This is a genomic window from Pseudomonas sp. KH_046_2 (genome assembly GCF_057838985.1).
Window position 1 is genome coordinate 3,105,310 of sequence record NZ_CM174480.1, and the last position, 18,581, is coordinate 3,123,890.

The window sequence follows — 18,581 nt, forward strand, 5'->3', positions numbered from 1 at the left end:
CGAGTCTCTATGATCCCGGGGGTCACCCTCAGACCCCCAGCGCCATGTATCCCTCGCTCACCACCTTTAAACCTTGCGATTTGCCGACGCTGCTGAACAGCCTTCAGCCCATCGCGCCGTTGCTCGATACCCTGTCGGACGTGGTGTTTTTCATCAAGGACGGCGAGGCCCGCTACGCCTTCGTCAACCAGACCCTGGCCCGGCGTTGTGGTTTCAAACACAGGGACGAGCTGCTGGGGCGCACCGCCGAAATGGTCTTCCCGGAACGCTTCGGTCCGCTGTACACCGAGCAGGATCGGCGAGTGCTGTCCAGCGGTCGCGAACTGGCCGATCAGCTGGAGCTGCATTTGTATTATGGCAATCAGCCGATCTGGTGCCTGACCCACAAACTCGCCTTGAAGGATGAACAGGGTCGAATCGTGGGCCTGGCCGGTATCTCCCGCGACCTGCAATCGCCGCAGTCGAACCATCCGGCGTTCCAGAAACTCGCCGCCGTGGATGCCCACATCCGCCGCCACTTCGCCCGCTCCATCAGCCTCGCCGAACTGACCGCCATCGCTGGCTATTCCGTGGCGCAATTGGAGCGGCACTGCAAACGGGTGTTCCAGCTCACCCCACGGCAAATGATTCACAAGGCGCGCCTGGAAGAAGGTTCGCGGTTGTTACTGCACACCGGGTTGCCGATCACCGAGATTGCCTTGCGCTGCGGGTATACCGACCACAGTGCTTTTAGCCGGCAGTTTCGGGCGCTGACCAGTTTGTCGCCGAGTCAGTATCGCGATAATCAGCGTTAGGCGGGCGATGAAGAGTGTTCTTCCGGGCCTCATCGCCAGCCCATCCACCACAAAACCCGCAATGAACCGATAAACAGGCACGCACCTCTCACCTGCCCGTGTTCCTTAAAGGTGCGCCCACACACCCATTGCTCCCATCTGTAACACTGCCATCGTTTGCCCAGGCTTCCACTCTCCCGCCCGTTGCTCCCCCGCAAGACCTCTACTTCAAGGCCTGACGATTTATTCACCGTCAGAACTGGAATCGGGCACGTTGATTGCTATTGTTAATATCGTATACGAAATTACCAATACGATATTCAACAGCACTTCACATCAACGAGGCCTCTATGAAAAACCCCGCATTTGCCGTAGCCCTCAGCGCTGTTCTCAGTACCTCCTTCATCGCCACTGCCCAGGCCGACAAGCTCGACGACATCATCGGTTCGGGCAAGCTGCGCTGCGCCGTGACCCTGGACTTCCCGCCCATGGGCTTTCGCGATGCCAGCAACTCGCCGGCAGGCTTCGATGTGGACTATTGCCGCGACCTGGCGAAGATCCTCGGGGTCGAGGCCGAAGTGGTGGAAACGCCGTTCCCGGATCGCATTCCGGCACTGGTCTCCGGGCGGGCTGACGTGATCGTCGCGTCCACCTCCGACACCCTCGAACGCGCCAAGACCGTTGGCCTCACCGTGCCCTACTTTGCCTTCCAGATGGTGGTGCTGACCCGCGACGACACCGGCATCAACGGCTTCGACGACCTCAAGGGCAAAGCAGTGGGCAACACCAGCGGCACCTATGAGGCCATCGCCCTGGAGAAAGACGTGAAGAACTGGGGCTCGGGCAGTTTCCGAGCCTACCAGTCGCAGAGCGATACCCTGCTAGCCGTCGCCCAAGGCCACATCGATGCCACTGTGGTCACCAACACCGTGGCCGCCGCCACCCTCAAGTCGGGCAAATACAAAAACCTGAAAGTCGCCGGTAACGCCCCGTACGTCATCGACTACGTGTCCCTGGGTGCCAAGCGCAGCGAGTTCGGCCTGCTCAACTACCTCAACCTGTTCGTCAACCAACAGGTGCGCACCGGTCGCTACAAGGAGCTGTTCGTTAAATGGGTCGGCACCGAGATCCCGCCGACCAACCTGACCGTGCCTCAGGTCTACTACTGAGATGTCCGGCATGCCTAGGCCAATTTCTCTGACCGGGCGCAGCCTGGTGGCGGGTGCCGCGCAAGGCGCCCTGCTGTTTGCCGATGTCGGCTTGAGCTTCTGGGGCGGAGTCGATCCCTGCACGGGTGAAGTCATCGACCGCCATCACCCGCTCAGCGGCCAACACCTGGCCGGCCGCGTGCTGGCGATTCCCAGTGGTCGCGGCTCGTGCACCGGCAGCAGTGTGTTGATGGAACTGATCAGCAACGGCCATGCACCGGTGGCATTGGTGCTGGCCGAAGCCGACGAGATCCTGACCTTGGGCGTGCTCGTGGCGCAGACCATTTTTGCCCGTTCCCTGCCGGTGCTGTGCATCGGTCGGGAGGCCTTCGCCGCCTTGCGCGGCCAGGCCTTCGCCCGGGTCGAAAATACAACGCTGAGCCTGTTCGATCACCTGCCGGGCGACGCCTGGCAGGCGCTCGACAGCCCTTTACCAAACACTGACAGCACCGCCTCGATCAGGCTCACCGAGCACGATCGGGCGCTGCTCGATGGCCGGCATGGCAAGGCCGCGCAAATGGCCATGCAGATCGTCCTGCGTATGGCCGAACTGCAGGGTGCCGAGCACTTGGTGGATGTCACACAAGCACACATCGACGGCTGCATTTACACCGGCCCGGCGAGCCTGCGCTTTGCCGGGCAACTGGTGCAATGGGGTGCAAAAGTGCGAGTGCCCACCACCCTCAATTCAATTTCCGTCGACCAGCGCCGTTGGCGCGAACTGGGTATCGACCCGGCACTGGGTGAACCGGCCAGTGCCTTGGGCGATGCCTATATGGCGATGGGCGCACAGCTCAGTTTCACCTGTGCGCCGTACCTGCTCGACACTGCACCGAAGGCTGGCGAGCAAATCGTCTGGGCCGAATCCAACGCAGTGGTCTACGCCAACAGCGTGCTCGGTGCACGCACCCTGAAATACCCGGATTACCTGGACATCTGCATCGCCCTCACCGGTCGCGCCCCGCTGATCGGCTGCCACCTGGACGCGCAACGCAAGGCCCGGTTGCAGCTCGAGTTGCCTGCCCTCGGTGAACTGGACGATGCCTTCTACCCGCTGCTGGGTTACCACATTGGTGCCCTGGCCGGCAGTCGCGTGCCGCTGGTGCTGGGACTGGAAAAACGCAAGCCGAGCCTGGACGACCTCAAAGCCTTTGGCGCGGCCTTCGCCACCACCTCTTCGGCGCCACTGTTCCACATCGCCGGGGTCACCCCGGAGGCCATTGACCCGGCGCAGGTGCTGGATGCGGACACTGCCATTGCCGTGGAAAAAATCCGCCTGAAGGACCTGCTGTCGAGTTGGCGCGAACTCAACAGTGCTCGCGATAACCGGGTGGATGTGGTGTCGCTGGGTAACCCGCACTTTTCCCTCAGCGAGTTCGCTCACCTGGCGCGACTGTGCCGGGGACGACAAAGACACCCGGATGTGGTGCTTGCCATCACCTGCGGCCGTGCCGTGTTGGAGCAGGCCCGCGAGGCCGGGCACATCGCCGTGATCCAAGCGTTTGGCGCGACCCTGGTCACCGACACCTGCTGGTGCATGCTCGGCGAACCCGTAATCCCCCTGGCGGCTAAAACCCTGATGACCAACTCGGGCAAATACGCCCACTACGCACCGGGCCTGGTCGGCCGCAAGGTGCACTTCGCCAGCCTTGCCGAATGCGTCGATGCGGCCTGCACCGCAACGGCCAGCGGACGTTTGCCGGCCTGGTTACAACCTGCTGCCCTACTGGAGAGCCCTGCGCATGTTTGACTACAGCTTCCAATGGCGCGCCGCCCTGCGCGCCCTGCCGGACATGCTTGCCGGTGCCATCGTCACCTTCGAAACCGCCGCGCTGTCGATGATCTTCGGCGTGCTGATCGCCCTGGCCCTGACGGTGATGCGCGAGGCCAAACACCCATTACTGCGCGGGTTCAGCAACGGTTGGGTATCGATTGCCCGCAACACCCCGTCGCTGTTCCAGATCTACATCCTCTACTTCGGCCTCGGCTCGCTGAACCTGCACGTCAGTTCCTGGTTCGCCCTGCTGGCCGGGATCACTTTCAACAATGCCGGGTATCTGGCGGAGAACTTTCGCGGCGGCCTCAAGGCCGTGCCTGACACCCAGGTGCGTGCGGCGCGTTCACTCGGCATGAGTGCCTTCCAGGCCTACCGCATGATCATCGTCCCGCAACTGCTGCGGATCGTGTTCTACCCGCTGACCAATCAGATGGTCTGGGCGGTGTTGATGACGTCGCTGGGGGTGATCGTCGGGCTAAACAATGACCTGACCGGTGTGACCCAGGAATACAACGTCAAAACCTTCCGCACCTTCGAGTACTTCGCCATCGCAGCGGTGCTGTATTACTTGATTGCCAAGGCGATCGTCGCGGCAGCCCGGCTGATGGCCTGGCGGTTGTTCCGTTACTGAGGAGCTGTCCATGTTTTCCACCGATTTTTCCTCGAATGACCTGATGTTCCTGCTCAACGGTGCGTGGGTCACGATGCAACTGACGTTCTGGTCGATCATTCTCGGCTCCTTGGCCGGGTTGTTCTTCGGCTTGCTGCGGGCCTTGTTGCCACGGGCCAGCCTGCCGTTGGCCTGGGTGCTGGATGTGTTTCGCAGCGTGCCGTTGCTGATCCAGTTCGTACTGTTCAACTCACTCAAAAGCATCATCGGTTTGAACATCAGCGCCTTTAGCGTCGGCTGCATTGTATTGGGGGTTTACGCCGCGGCGTACTTCACCGAGATCGTGCGTGCCGGCGTGCTGGCGGTGCCGTTCACCGTGCGCCGGGCCAGCCGTTCGTTGGGGCTGAGCTTCTTGCAGGACTTGCGCTGGATCGTCCTGCCGATGGCCACCCGAGTAGCGTTCCCCGGCTGGCTGAACCTGGTGCTCGGTGTAATGAAAGACACCGCGCTGGTGATGTGGATCGGCATCGTCGAACTGCTGCGCGCCTCGCAAACCATCGTCACCCGCATCCAGGAACCGTTGCTGGTGCTGTGCATCGCGGGCCTTATCTACTACGTCATGAGCCTGGTGGTCGCACGCCTGGGCGCTCGTCTGGAAAGAAGGTGGCAAGAAAATGATTGAGATCGACAACGTACATAAATCCTTCGGCAACCTCGAAGTGGTCAAGGGCGTCAACCTGACGGTGAACAAGGGCGAAGTGGTGTCGATCATCGGCGGCTCCGGCTCCGGCAAATCGACCTTGCTGATGTGCATCAACGGCCTGGAACCGATCCAGAAAGGCAACATCCGCGTTGACGGCGTCGAGGTCCATCACAGCGCCACCGACCTCAATCGCCTGCGGCAGAAAATCGGCATTGTGTTCCAGCAATGGAATGCCTTCCCGCACCTGACGGTGCTGGAAAACGTCATGCTCGCGCCGCGCAAAGTGCTGGGCAAAAGCAAGGCTGAAGCGCAAGAGCTAGCGGTGAAGCAACTGACCCACGTCGGTCTGGGCGACAAGCTCAAGACCTTCCCTGGCAAGCTGTCCGGTGGACAGCAACAACGCATGGCCATCGCCCGCGCCCTGGCCATGTCACCGGACTACATGCTGTTTGACGAAGCCACCTCGGCCCTCGACCCGCAGTTGGTCGGTGAAGTGCTGGACACCATGCGCATGCTCGCCGAAGACGGCATGACCATGGTCTTGGTGACCCACGAGATCCGCTTTGCCCGGGACGTGTCCGACCGTGTGGCGTTTTTCCGCAATGGCCTGGTGCATGAGATCGGGACGCCGGATCAGGTGATTGGCAATCCGGTGCGTGCGGAGACTGCAGAGTTTCTGAAATCAGTGAAATAACCCAAGGCCAAAGCAATCCTGTAGGAGCTGGCTTGCCAGCGATGGACGTCAACGATGACGCGTGCATGCTGGATAAACGCGTCGTCCTTGCAATCTTCGCTGGCAAGCCAGCTCCTACAGTGATCGAGGTCCTGACAGAAAAAACAAGGATCAAGCCATGCGTTCATCAAAAGTCATTCATGTAGTCAGCTGCCACGCCGAAGGCGAAGTCGGCGACGTGATCGTCGGCGGTGTCGCCCCGCCGCCCGGCGCTACCGTGTGGGAACAGTCGCGCTGGATCGCCCGGGACGAAACCCTGCGCAACTTCGTCCTCAACGAACCCCGCGGCGGCGTGTTCCGCCACGTCAACCTGCTGGTCCCGGCCAAGGACCCACGGGCGCAGATGGCCTGGATCATCATGGAACCGGCAGACACCCCGCCGATGTCCGGCTCCAACTCGTTGTGCGTCGCCACCGTATTGCTCGACAGCGGCATCCTGCCCATGACCGAGCCGCAAACCCGACTGGTGCTGGAAGCGCCCGGCGGCCTGATCGAAGCCGTGGCCGACTGCCGGGATGGCAAGGTGCAACGGGTGGAAGTGAAAAACGTGCCGTCCTTCGCTGATCGACTGGATGCGTGGATTGAAGTCGAAGGCATCGGCTCGCTGAAGGTTGACACCGCTTATGGTGGCGACAGTTTTGTGATTGCCGATGCCAAAGGCCTGGGTTTCTCCATCCGCCCGGATGAAGCGGCCGATCTGGTGGCGGTCGGGCTGAAAATCACTCGAGCGGCCAACGAACAACTGGGCTTCGTGCATCCGCTGAATCCCGAGTGGTCGCACATTTCCTTCTGCCAGATCGCCGCGCCCATCGTCCATGAGAACGGCATCGCCACCGGCGCCAATGCGGTGGTGATTCAACCGGGCAAGATCGACCGCTCCCCCACCGGCACTGGTTGCTCGGCGCGCATGGCGGTGTTGCAGGCCAAAGGCTTGATGCAGGTAGGCGAGCGCTTTGTCGGCCGTTCGATTATCGGCTCCGAGTTCCACTGCCGCATTGATTCGCTGACCGAAGTCGCCGGCCGCGCCGCGATTTACCCGTGCATTTCCGGACGGGCCTGGATCACCGGCACCCACCAGTTATTGCTCGATCCGAGCGATCCATGGCCACATGGCTATCGTCTGTCCGACACCTGGCCCGGCGCCTGATCACGCAATCCCTGAACCCCCAGACCAACGGCCGGTAAAAACCCCTGAAAACCGAAAAAAGCACTAGCCGAGCACTGTCATCTTATATATCGTATACGAAATACAATAAACGAACCGGAGGCAACAATGAGCAAGCGCATTAACTGGAGTGGCGTCTTCCCAGCGGTGACCACTCAATTCAACGATGACTTCTCCATCAACCTGGACAAAACCCATCAGGTGATTTCCAACGTGATCCGCGACGGCGTGTCGGGCCTGGTGGTCTGCGGCTCTGTGGGTGAAAACACCTCGCTGACCGCCGAAGAAAAAATCGCCGTGACTGAGGTCGCTGTCGATGCCGCCCGTGGTCGCGTACCGGTGATTTGCGGCGTGGCCGAGTTCACCAGCATCGCAGCGGCCAAGGTCGCCAATGCCGTACGCCGGGTCGGCGTCGATGGCGTGATGCTGATGCCGGCGCTGGTCTACGGTTCCAAGCCGTTCGAGACCGCCGAGCATTACCGCTACGTGGCGAAAAACGCCGACGTGCCGCTGATGGTCTACAACAACCCGCCTATCTATAAGAACGACGTCACCCCGGACATCCTGATTTCCCTGGCCGACTGCGACAACGTGGTGTGCTTCAAGGATTCTTCCGGCGACACCCGCCGCTTCATCGACGTGCGCAACGAAGTCGGTGACCGTTTCGTGCTGTTCGCCGGCCTCGACGACGTGGTGCTGGAAAGCATCGCCGTGGGTGCCGAAGGTTGGGTCTCGGGCATGTCCAACGTGTTCCCGAAAGAAGGCGAAACCATCTTCCGCCTGGCCAAGGCCGGTCGTTTCGCCGAAGCCATGCCGATCTACGAATGGCTGATGCCGATCCTGCACCTGGATGCCCGTGCCGACCTGGTGCAGTGCATCAAACTGTGTGAAGCGATCGCCGGCCGCGGCAGCGCGCTGACCCGTCCGCCACGCCTGGCCTTGCCGGAAGCCGATCGGCTTTACGTCGAGCAGATCATGGCCAAGGCCCTAGCCAACCGTCCGCAGTTGCCGGACGTCGGTCTCTGAGTGATTGCCGGGCGGGCCCTTGCGGGTCCGGCCCGGCTGCCTGTTTTTTAAGCCTCAACAGGAAACGCCAGCATGTCCAATCCTCAACACATTCAAAGCGCAACCACACCCTCGGGACTCAAACGCGTCGTGGCCGCCGCCATGGCTGGCACCGTCGCCGAATGGTATGAGTTCTTTCTCTACGGCACCGCCTCGGCGCTGGTCTTCGGCCAGCTGTTCTTTCGCCAGACCGACAGCCCCATCGACGGCATCATCGCCGCCTTCGCCTTGTACGCGGTCGGCTTTCTCGCCCGGCCATTGGGCGGTTTGGTATTCGGTCACTACGGTGACAAATACGGCCGCAAACGCCTGCTGCAACTGAGCCTGGTAGTGGTCGGCATCACCACCTTCCTGATGGGTTGCCTGCCTGGCTTCGACCAGATCGGTTACGCAGCGCCGGTGCTACTGGTGCTGTTGCGGTTGATCCAGGGCTTCGCTTTCGGTGGCGAATGGGGCGGCGCGATTCTGCTGGTGTCCGAACACTGCCCGGACAATCGTCGGGGCTTCTGGGCCAGTTGGCCGCAAGCCGGGGTGCCGGCCGGCAACCTGGTGGCCACGGTCGCCCTGCTACTGTTGTCGTCGAACCTGTCAGAGCAACAGTTCCTTGCCTGGGGCTGGCGCGTGGCGTTCTGGTTCTCGGCGGTAGTCGTGTTGATCGGTTACTGGATTCGCACCAGCGTCGATGACGCGCCGATCTTCAAGGAAGCCCAGGCCCGTCAGGCGCAGACCAAACAGCAACAGCTCGGTGTGGTGGAAGTGCTGCGTCATCACTGGCGTTCGGTGCTGGTGGGAATCGGCGCACGCTTTGCCGAGAACATCCTCTACTACACCGTGGTGACGTTCTCGATTACCTATCTGAAACTGGTGGTGCACAAGGACACTTCGGAGATTCTGCTGCTGATGTTCGGCGCGCACCTGGTGCACTTTTTCCTGATTCCGCTGATGGGCTATCTGTCGGACATCGTCGGGCGCAAGCCGGTGTACCTGACCGGCGCGGTGCTCACAGCGTTCTGGGGTTTCATCGGTTTCCCGATGATGGACACCGGCAACAACTGGCTGATCATGGCCGCCATCACTCTGGGCCTGGCCATCGAGTCGATGACTTATGCGCCTTACTCGGCGCTGATGGCTGAACTGTTCCCGACCCACGTACGCTACACCGCTCTGTCCCTGTGCTACCAGGTGGCGCCGATCTTCGCCGGTTCCCTGGCACCGCTGATCGCCATCACCTTGCTCAACAAGTACCACAGCTCGACTCCGATCGCCTGGTATCTGGTGGGCGCCGCGCTGATTTCCGTGGTAGCTGTCGGCCTGACCCGCGAGACCCGCGGCAAGTCATTGCGCCAGGTGGATGCCGAGTCGGCAGCGCGGGTTGCTGCGCTGGACCCAGCCCCGACTAGCCCACGCCGGGCCGATTCTCTGGCCTGAGCAAATCCCTGTGGGAGCGAGCTTGCTCGCGATGGACGTCAACGATAACGCGTGTTGTCTGAATGGAAGCGTTGTCCTTGCGTTTTTCGCGAGCAAGCTCGCTCCCACAGAGGTTTTGTGTTGCTACCCCATTTTTCGACAGGAGCTTTTTTGATGTCTGAGATCCTTGGCCACAACTACATCGGCGGAGCGCGCAGCGCCGTCGGCGGCATCATCCTGAACAGCCATGACGCCAGCACCGGCGAAGCACTGCCCTACTCTTTCGTGCAAGCCACCGCGCAAGAAGTCGACGCGGCCGCCCAGGCCGCTGCGGCTGCCTATCCAGCCTTTCGTAATTTGCCGGCGACGCGCCGGGCGCAATTCCTTGAAGCCATCGCCGCGCAACTGGATGCCCTGGATGACGCGTTCGTTGCCCTGGTGACCCGTGAGACCGCCCTGCCCAGCGCCCGGATTCAGGGCGAGCGCGGCCGCACCAGCGGCCAGATGCGTCTGTTCGCTCAGGTCCTGCGTCGGGGCGATTTCTACGGCGCGCGCATCGACCGTGCCCTGCCCGACCGTCAGCCGCTGCCACGGGTTGACCTGCGCCAATACCGGATCGGCGTCGGCCCGGTGGCAGTGTTCGGTGCCAGCAATTTTCCGTTGGCCTTTTCGACTGCTGGCGGCGACACCGCAGCGGCCCTGGCCGCCGGTTGCCCGGTGGTGTTCAAGGCCCACAGCGGGCACATGGCAACCGCCGAATGCGTGGCCAATGCGATCCAGCGCGCCGCCGAGCAGACCGACATGCCCAAGGGTGTGTTCAACATGATCTACGGCGCTGGTGTCGGTGAAGCGCTGGTCAAGCACCCGGCGATTCAGGCCGTCGGTTTCACCGGCTCGCTCAAAGGTGGCCGTGCCCTTTGCGACATGGCCGCCGCACGGCAACAACCCATCCCGGTGTTCGCCGAGATGAGCAGCATCAATCCAGTGTTGGTATTGCCCGAAGCCTTGCGTGCGCGCGGCGAGAAAATCGCCGGTGAACTGGTGGCATCAGTGGTCCAGGGTTGCGGGCAGTTCTGCACCAATCCGGGGTTGGTCATTGGTATTCGCGCCCCTGAATGGACGGCGTTTACTGCGCGACTAAGCAACCTGATGGCCGAACAACCGGCGCAAACCATGCTCAATGTCGGCACCCTCGGCAGCTATGAAAAAGGGGTGCGGGCCTTGCTCGATCATCCGGGCGTGACGCACCTGGCGGGCCACGGCCAGCAGGGCAATCAGGCGCGGCCGCAATTGTTCAAGGCCGACGTCAGCCTGCTGATCAATGGGGATCCGCTGCTACAGGAAGAAGTGTTCGGGCCGACCACCATTGTCGTTGAAGTGGCGGACAAGGTTGAGCTGCGGCAGGCGTTGAACAGCCTGCACGGGCAACTTACTGCGACATTGATTGGCGAAGCATCGGATCTTCAGACCCATGCGGACCTGCTGATACTGCTGGAACAAAAAGTCGGCCGGGTACTGTTCAACGGTTACCCCACCGGGGTCGAAGTCTGCGATGCCATGGTCCATGGCGGGCCTTACCCTGCAACCTCCGACGCCCGTGGCACGTCGGTTGGCAGCCTGGCCATCGAGCGATTCCTGCGTCCGGTGTGCTACCAGAACTGCCCGGACGCCTTGCTACCCGACGCCTTGAAAAACGCCAACCCGCTGGGGATTGCACGGCTGGTGGATGGCAGCAGCCAACGCGACTCAATCTAGAAAACCACACAAAGAACTGTGGGAGCGAGCCTGCTCCCACAGGATTGAGCACTTTGATTCAATCAGACGAGCAAGGCCTTCAGGTCGTTGTACAGCGCCTCGGGAATTTGCACGCCTTCCACCAGGCTACGTACCCGCGCCGCGTAACGTCGTTGCGACGGTAAGCGTGCGCCCTGCCCTTCAATGCCCTGGAACAACGTTTCGGCCCGGGCCAAATGTTCTTCAGTGGCGTCCCCCAGAAAGCGCCGAGGGTCCAGGGCGATGATCAACTCGCCATGGTACGGCGACGACTTGCTGCCCCCGTCGTAAGCCAACGACTCGGCACTGGTCAGGTCACCAATCAGCGGCCCGGCAATCAACTCCACCATCGCCGCCAACGCCGAACCCTTGTGCCCGCCGAACGTCAGCATCGCGCCGCTGTCGAGTACCACGTTGGCATCGGTGCTCGGCTGGCCTTGGGCGTCGACGCCCCAACCTTCGGGAATCGCCTTGCCGGCACGCCGGTGCAGTTCGATATCACCACGGGCAATCGCGCTGGTGGCGAAGTCGAACACAAACGGATCTTGCCCCGCACGCGGCCAACCGAAGGCAATGGGATTGGTGCCGAACACCGGCAGTCGTCCTCCAGTCGGCGCCACCCAGGCGTGGCTCGGATTACACGCCAGTGCCACCAGACCGGCAGCAGTCAGTTGCTCGATCTCCACCCACAGCGCCGAGAAATGTACACAGCGGTTGATTGCCAACGCCGCAATGCCGTTGGCCCGGGTTCTCTGCGCCAGCAACGGCAACCCCGCCTGAAACGCCAACTGCGAAAACCCACCGCCAGCATCCACCCGCACAATCGACGGCGCCTGGTCGATCACCTGTGGCTCGGCATCGGCTGACACCTTGCCGGCCCGCAGGGAATTGACACACCCCAGAATCCGGTACAAACCGTGGGAGGCACAGCCATCACGTTCGCCAGCAATCACCGTCGCCGCCACCGCTTGTGCATGGGCCAGATTAAAACCGTTGTGCAACAAGATCGATTCGGCCAACTCACGGGCTTCGATCAGGGTCAGTCGGATCATGGTCATCTCCTTGGACAGACCGGTCAGAGTGGTCTATCCGAGGCGTTATGGCTTGATGGATTTGGGCATTGGCGGTGACGAAATTGGCACAGCGCAGGCAGTTGTGGCCCGTTAAACAAGCTGACTATTGCATCCAATGCAACACACAATTGTCATCAATCCAGTTGATGGCAACCGAACGCAAGGCGCAGGCTAGAGGGCTGGCTTGGGTCTCATATCATTCCGAATGATAGTTACCTTCGCCCCATTCGATTCGTGAGATACAAACCCGCCGCGCATCATTCGCCAATCTCAACACATTGGCGGATGCATCCATGGAACAGTCATTCAAACATTTGCGCTTCCCGTTGGCTTTGTTGGCCGTAGTGGTGATCAGCGCTTGCGGCAAGGCCCCGGAGACCGCCGCCAGCATGCCGGCAGCCAAGGTCAGCGTGGCCAAGGTGCTGGAACAACCGGTCAACGAGTGGGACGAATTCACCGGCCGCCTCGAAGCACCGGAAACCGTCGAGATTCGTCCACGGGTCTCCGGCCAGATCGATGAAGTAGCGTTCACTGAAGGCGCCCTGGTCAAGAAAGGCGACCTGCTGTTCCAGATCGACCCGCGTCCGTTCCAGGCTGAGGTCCGCCGCCTCGAAGCACTGGTTGCACAATCGCGCGCCAATGCTACCCGCAGCGAAAACGAAGCCCAGCGCGGTGAGCGCCTGCGTACCAGCAACGCGATTTCCGCCGAACTGGCCGATTCGCGTACCAGCGCCGCCCAGGAAGCCCGCGCTGCGGTCGGCGCCCTGCAGGCGCAACTGGACCTGGCGAAGCTGAACCTGAGCTTCACCCGCGTGACGGCTCCAATCAGCGGCCGCGTCAGCCGTGCGGAAATCACCGCCGGCAACCTCGTAACTGCCGACACCACCCCGCTGACCAGTGTGGTCTCCACCGACAAGGTGTACGCCTACTTCGACGCGGACGAGCGCGTGTTCCTCAAGTACACGGAACTCGCTCGCCAGGGCAAGCGCGGCGCCACCACCCCGGTCTACATGGGCCTGTCCAACGAGGACGGCAACCCGCACCAGGGCGTGATGAACTTCGTCGACAATCAGGTCAACCCGAAGACCGGCACCATCCGTGGTCGCGCCGTGTTCGACAACAGCGATGGCAGCTACACCCCGGGCCTGTATGCACGCCTGAAACTGGTGGGCAGCGGCACCTACAGCGCCATGCTGATCAATGACGAAGCGGTCGGCACCGACCTGGGCAAGAAGTTCGTGCTAGTGATGGATGCCGACAACAAGACCGCCTACCGCGCGGTGGAGCTGGGTCCGAAGATCGAAGGTCTGCGTATTGTGCGCAACGGCCTGAACAAGGACGACACCATCATCGTCAAGGGCCTGCAACGGGTACGCCCTGGTTCACCGGTCACCCCTGAAGTGATTCCGATGGCCAGCGAACAAACCCTCGCGGCACTCGCACAACAACGCCAAGCGCTGGAAGCCAGCAACCTGCCCCAAGTCGCGCCTGCGAAGGTTGCGTCGGGCACGGCTGTGAAACTGGCTGCCACGACCCCACGCGGTTAAGGGATTTTTACGATGAATTTTTCCCAATTCTTCATTTCGCGGCCGATCTTCGCAGCGGTGCTGTCGCTGTTGATCCTGATCGCCGGTGCGATCTCGCTGTTCCAGTTGCCGATCAGCGAATACCCGGAAGTGGTGCCGCCGACCGTGGTGGTCCGCGCCAACTTCCCGGGTGCCAACCCTAAAGTCATCGGTGAAACCGTGGCCGCTCCGCTGGAGCAAGCGATCACTGGCGTCGAGAACATGCTGTACATGTCCTCGCAATCCACCGCTGACGGCAAGATCACCCTGACCATCACCTTTGCCCTGGGTACTGACCTGGACAACGCGCAGGTGCAGGTGCAGAACCGCGTGACCCGCACCGAGCCAAAACTTCCCGAGGAAGTGACGCGTATCGGTATCACAGTGGACAAGGCGTCGCCCGACCTGACCATGGTTGTGCACTTGACCTCGCCGGACAAACGCTACGACATGCTGTATCTGTCCAACTACGCGATCCTGAACATCAAGGATGAGCTGGCGCGGCTGGGCGGTGTCGGTGACGTACAACTGTTCGGTATGGGCGATTACTCGCTTCGTGTGTGGCTCGACCCGAACAAGACCGCTTCGCGCAACCTGACCGCCACCGATGTGGTCACCGCGATTCGTGAACAGAACCGCCAGGTGGCGGCCGGTGCCTTGGGGGCGCCCCCTGCCCCGAATGCCCAAAGCTTCCAGTTGTCGGTCAACACTCAGGGCCGTCTGGTTTCCGAGGAAGAGTTCGAGAACATCATCATTCGCTCAGGCGACAACGGTGAAATCACTCGCCTCAAGGACATCGCCCGCGTCGAGCTGGGGTCCAGCCAATACGCCCTGCGTTCCCTGCTGAACAACCAGCCGGCGGTAGCGATCCCGATCTTCCAGCGTCCGGGTTCCAACGCCATCGAAATCTCCAACGAAGTCCGGGCGAAAATGGCCGAGCTGAAGAAGACCTTCCCCGAAGGCATGGACTTCAGCATCGTCTATGACCCGACGATCTTCGTGCGCGGCTCCATCGAGGCGGTGGTTCACACCCTCTTCGAAGCGCTGATCCTCGTGGTGCTGGTGGTGATCCTGTTCCTGCAAACCTGGCGCGCCTCGATCATTCCGTTGGTGGCGGTGCCGGTATCGCTGATCGGTACCTTTGCCGTGATGCATCTGTTTGGCTTCTCATTGAACGCCTTGTCGCTGTTCGGATTGGTACTGGCCATCGGCATCGTGGTCGACGATGCGATCGTGGTGGTGGAGAACGTCGAGCGCAACATCGAACTCGGATTGACCCCGGTCGAAGCCACCAAGCGCGCCATGCGTGAAGTGACCGGCCCGATCATTGCCACGGCGCTGGTGCTGTGTGCGGTGTTTGTTCCGGCGGCGTTCATTTCCGGTCTGACTGGCCAGTTCTACAAGCAGTTCGCCCTGACCATCGCGATTTCCACGGTGATCTCGGCCTTCAACTCCCTGACCCTGTCGCCGGCCCTGGCCGCGGTGTTGCTCAAGGGCCATGACGCACCGAAAGACCGCTTCTCCAAGGTGCTGGACAAGATTTTCGGTGGCTGGTTGTTCCGTCCGTTCAATCGCTTCTTTGAAAAGGCCAGCCATGGTTATGTCGGCACCGTTGCCCGCGTGATTCGCTCAAGCGGTATTGCCCTGCTGCTGTACGCCGGCCTGATGGTCCTGACCTTCTTCGGTTTCTCCAGCACCCCGACCGGTTTCGTCCCCGGCCAGGACAAGCAATACCTGGTGGCCTTCGCGCAACTGCCGGATGCCTCGAGCCTGGACCGTACCGAAGACGTGATCAAGCGCATGTCCGACCTCGCCCTTAAACAACCGGGCGTGGAAAGCGCGGTGGCCTTCCCTGGCCTGTCGATCAACGGTTTCACCAACAGTCCGAACGCCGGCATCGTGTTCGTGACCCTCAAACCGTTCGACGAGCGTAAAGACCCGAGCATGTCCGCCGGTGCGATTGCCGGTGCCTTGAACGGCCAGTACGCGAACATCCAGGAAGCCTACATGGCGATCTTCCCGCCGCCGCCGGTACAAGGTTTGGGCACCATCGGTGGTTTCCGTCTGCAAATCGAAGACCGGGGCAACCTGGGCTACGAAGAGCTGTACAAGGAAACCATGAACATCATCAACAAGAGCCACAACGTGCCGGAACTGGCCGGCCTGTTCACCAGCTACACGGTGAACGTGCCCCAGGTCGATGCTGCTATCGACCGGGAAAAAGCCAAGACCCACGGCGTGGCCGTCAGCGACATCTTCGACACCCTGCAGATTTACCTGGGTTCGCTGTATGCCAACGACTTCAACCGCTTCGGTCGCACCTATCAGGTCAACGTTCAGGCCGAGCAACAGTTCCGTCTCGAATCCGACCAGATCGGCCAGCTGAAAGTGCGTAACAACAAAGGCGAGATGATCCCGCTGGCGACCTTCATCAAGGTCAGCGACACCTCGGGTCCGGACCGCGTCATGCACTACAACGGCTTCATCACCGCGGAAATCAACGGTGCGGCAGCCCCCGGCTACAGTTCCGGCCAGGCGGAAAAAGCCATCGAGAAACTGCTCAAGGAAGAATTGCCCAACGGCATGACCTACGAGTGGACCGACCTGACTTACCAGCAGATCCTCTCGGGCAACACCGCGCTGTTCGTGTTCCCGCTCTGCGTACTGCTGGCGTTCCTGGTGCTCGCCGCTCAGTACGAAAGCTGGAGCCTGCCACTGGCGGTGATCCTGATCGTACCGATGACGCTGCTGTCGGCCATTACCGGGGTGATTGCTTCCGGTGGCGACAACAACATCTTCACCCAGATCGGCTTGATCGTACTGGTGGGGCTTGCCTGTAAGAACGCGATCCTGATCGTCGAGTTTGCCAAGGACAAACAGGAGGAAGGCTTGAGCCCGCTGGCGGCGGTACTCGAAGCGTGCCGTCTGCGTCTGCGGCCGATCCTGATGACTTCCTTCGCGTTCATCATGGGTGTGGTGCCATTGGTGTTCTCCAGCGGAGCCGGTGCCGAAATGCGCCATGCCATGGGTGTAGCAGTGTTCTCCGGGATGCTCGGGGTGACCTTCTTCGGACTGTTGCTGACGCCGGTGTTCTACGTACTGATCCGTAACTTTGTCGAGCGCGGCGAGAAGCGCAAAGCTGCCAAGGCCACCCTGAAGCTGGAGTCGCATTGATGAGTTTGAAAGCTTTCCTGCCGAGCCTGCTGGTATTGGCGCTGAGCGCCTGTGCCGTCGGCCCGGACTACAAGACCGAAGCCCTTGAACCGGCCAACATCACCACTGCTACCGATGGTGCGGCCGGCCAGAAGAACTTTGACCGCTCGCGTTTCGAAGGCATCTGGTGGCAGCAGTTCGAAGACCCGACCCTCAACCAGTTGGTGACCGAATCGCTCAAGGGCAACCGTGATTTGCGCGTCGCCTTCGCCCGCTGGAAAGCGGCGCGGGCGATCCGCGATGACGTCAGCAATGACGCGATGCCGACCATCACCAGCCGCGTCAGCAGTGACCTGGGCAAAGGCCAGATTCCCGGCCAGACCACCGACCGGGTCAACAGCGAACGCTATGACCTAGGCCTGGACATGGCCTGGGAGATTGATCTGTTCGGCCGTATCCAGCGCAACCTGGAATCGGCCAATGCCGAGCAACAAGCAATCGAGGCTGACCTGTACCAACTGCAAGTCACCATGATTGCCGAACTGGTGGACGCCTACGGTCAACTGCGCGGCGCGCAGTTGCGGGAGAAAATTGCCCTGGCCAACCTGGAGAACCAGCAGGAGTCGCGCAAGATCACTGTCAGCCTGCGTGATGCCGGCGTCGGTGATCAGCTCGATGTGGAGCGTGCCGATGCGCGACTGGCGTCGGTCGAAGCCAGCGTGCCGCAACTGCAGGCCGAACAGGTGCGGCAGAAAAACCGCATCGCCACCCTGCTGGGTGAGCGTCCGGACAAGTTGACCGTGGACCTGAGCCCAAAAGACTTGCCGGCGATTGCCAAGGCGCTGCCGATTGGCAATCCGGGTGAATTGCTGCAACGTCGTCCGGACATTCTCAGCGCCGAACGCAAACTGGCGTCGGCCACGGCGCGGATTGGCGTGGCCAAGGCCGATCTGTTCCCGCGGGTCAGCCTCAGCGGCTTCCTTGGCTTCACCGCCGGCCGTGGTTCGCAGATCGGCTCCTCGGCGGCCAATGCCTGGGCACTCGGTCCGAGCATTACTTGGGCGGCGTTCGATCTGGGCAGCGTGCGCGCTCGTTTGCGTGGCGCCGATGCCGATGCCGAAGGCGCCTTGGCGACCTACGAGCAGCAAGTGTTGCTGGCTCTGGAAGAATCGGAAAACGCTTTCAGCGACTACGGCAAACGTCAGCAGCGACTGATTTCGTTGATTCGCCAGAGTGAGTCGAGCCGTTCCGCTGCCGATCTCGCCGAGATCCGCTACCGCGAAGGCACTGCCGATTTCCTCGTGCTGCTGGATGCGCAGCGTGAACGTCTGGCGGCGGAAGATACGCAGGCCCAGGCCGAAGTCGATCTGTATCGCGGCATCGTCGCGATCTACAAGGCCCTTGGTGGTGGTTGGCAGCCGGAAACCGTCGCGAGCAAGTAATACGGTTTTAAAGCGCTCCTTTGGTTGGCCGCAACCAACCAATTTCCTTGCCCTGCGTCTCATTCGGTCGCGGGGCTTTTTTTGAATCCGCCACCAACCCATGTAGGAGCGAGCCTGCTCGCGATAGCGGTGTG

At 61.4% G+C, this 18,581-nt stretch carries 14 protein-coding genes; 13 read left to right on the plus strand and 1 reads right to left on the minus strand.

The window, feature by feature from the left end; genetic code table 11:
* Positions 1-44: 44 nt before the first annotated feature.
* The 10 genes from AC3IX1_RS13910 (at position 45) to AC3IX1_RS13955 (ending at position 11,196) form a co-directional block, all read left to right on the plus strand.
* Positions 45-794 carry an AraC family transcriptional regulator gene (locus AC3IX1_RS13910; RefSeq protein WP_056724741.1) on the plus strand — a complete coding sequence of 250 codons (750 nt, stop codon included), beginning with the start codon at positions 45-47 and terminating at the stop codon, positions 792-794.
* A 329-nt stretch (positions 795-1,123) separates the two neighbouring features.
* Complete coding sequence (locus tag AC3IX1_RS13915) at positions 1,124-1,942, plus strand: ABC transporter substrate-binding protein (protein WP_046042020.1); 819 nt, start codon at positions 1,124-1,126, stop codon at positions 1,940-1,942.
* Between the two features lie 10 nt (positions 1,943-1,952).
* Positions 1,953-3,731 (plus strand): cis-3-hydroxy-L-proline dehydratase, encoded by a 1,779-nt coding sequence (gene lhpI, locus AC3IX1_RS13920; RefSeq protein WP_489388653.1) that lies wholly within the window; start codon positions 1,953-1,955, stop codon positions 3,729-3,731.
* The gene (locus AC3IX1_RS13925) at positions 3,724-4,389 is read left to right on the plus strand and encodes an amino acid ABC transporter permease (RefSeq protein ID WP_489388654.1); all 666 of its coding nucleotides are present in this window, start codon (positions 3,724-3,726) and stop codon (positions 4,387-4,389) included. Before lhpI ends, AC3IX1_RS13925 begins: the two co-directional genes overlap by 8 nt.
* Positions 4,390-4,399: 10 nt before the next feature.
* Positions 4,400-5,050: an amino acid ABC transporter permease gene (locus AC3IX1_RS13930; protein ID WP_414873032.1), complete on the plus strand. Its 651-nt coding sequence runs from the start codon at positions 4,400-4,402 to the stop codon at positions 5,048-5,050.
* A complete protein-coding gene (locus tag AC3IX1_RS13935; RefSeq protein ID WP_489388655.1) occupies positions 5,043-5,765 on the plus strand; it encodes an amino acid ABC transporter ATP-binding protein in 723 nt (240 codons plus the stop codon). The genes AC3IX1_RS13930 and AC3IX1_RS13935 overlap by 8 nt, the downstream gene beginning before the upstream one ends.
* Positions 5,766-5,922: 157 nt before the next feature.
* Complete coding sequence (locus tag AC3IX1_RS13940) at positions 5,923-6,951, plus strand: trans-3-hydroxy-L-proline dehydratase (protein ID WP_489388656.1); 1,029 nt, start codon at positions 5,923-5,925, stop codon at positions 6,949-6,951.
* A 126-nt stretch (positions 6,952-7,077) separates the two neighbouring features.
* Entirely contained in the window at positions 7,078-7,995 is a 918-nt protein-coding gene (locus AC3IX1_RS13945) for a dihydrodipicolinate synthase family protein (RefSeq protein ID WP_489388657.1), read from the plus strand.
* A gap of 72 nt (positions 7,996-8,067) precedes the next feature.
* Entirely contained in the window at positions 8,068-9,462 is a 1,395-nt protein-coding gene (gene abaF, locus AC3IX1_RS13950) for a fosfomycin efflux MFS transporter AbaF (RefSeq protein ID WP_489388658.1), read from the plus strand.
* Positions 9,463-9,615: 153 nt separating this feature from the next.
* Positions 9,616-11,196, plus strand: a complete 1,581-nt coding sequence (locus AC3IX1_RS13955) for an aldehyde dehydrogenase (NADP(+)) (RefSeq protein WP_489388659.1) — start codon at positions 9,616-9,618, stop codon at positions 11,194-11,196.
* A 62-nt stretch (positions 11,197-11,258) separates the two neighbouring features.
* Here AC3IX1_RS13955 and AC3IX1_RS13960 read toward each other — a convergent pair whose 3' ends face one another.
* Positions 11,259-12,266, minus strand: coding sequence for an Ldh family oxidoreductase (locus tag AC3IX1_RS13960; protein WP_489388660.1), 1,008 nt, complete (start codon positions 12,264-12,266; stop codon positions 11,259-11,261).
* Positions 12,267-12,580: 314 nt separating this feature from the next.
* Here AC3IX1_RS13960 and mexE point away from each other — a divergent pair, with 314 nt between their 5' ends.
* From mexE to AC3IX1_RS13975, 3 genes are read left to right on the plus strand one after another with little or no spacing between them, the layout of a single operon-like run.
* Positions 12,581-13,834, plus strand: coding sequence for a multidrug efflux RND transporter periplasmic adaptor subunit MexE (mexE, locus tag AC3IX1_RS13965; protein WP_489388661.1), 1,254 nt, complete (start codon positions 12,581-12,583; stop codon positions 13,832-13,834).
* A 12-nt stretch (positions 13,835-13,846) separates the two neighbouring features.
* Positions 13,847-17,026, plus strand: coding sequence for an efflux RND transporter permease subunit (locus AC3IX1_RS13970; protein WP_489388662.1), 3,180 nt, complete (start codon positions 13,847-13,849; stop codon positions 17,024-17,026).
* Complete coding sequence (locus AC3IX1_RS13975) at positions 17,026-18,447, plus strand: efflux transporter outer membrane subunit (protein ID WP_489388663.1); 1,422 nt, start codon at positions 17,026-17,028, stop codon at positions 18,445-18,447. The genes AC3IX1_RS13970 and AC3IX1_RS13975 overlap by 1 nt, the downstream gene beginning before the upstream one ends.
* Positions 18,448-18,581: the final 134 nt, after the last annotated feature.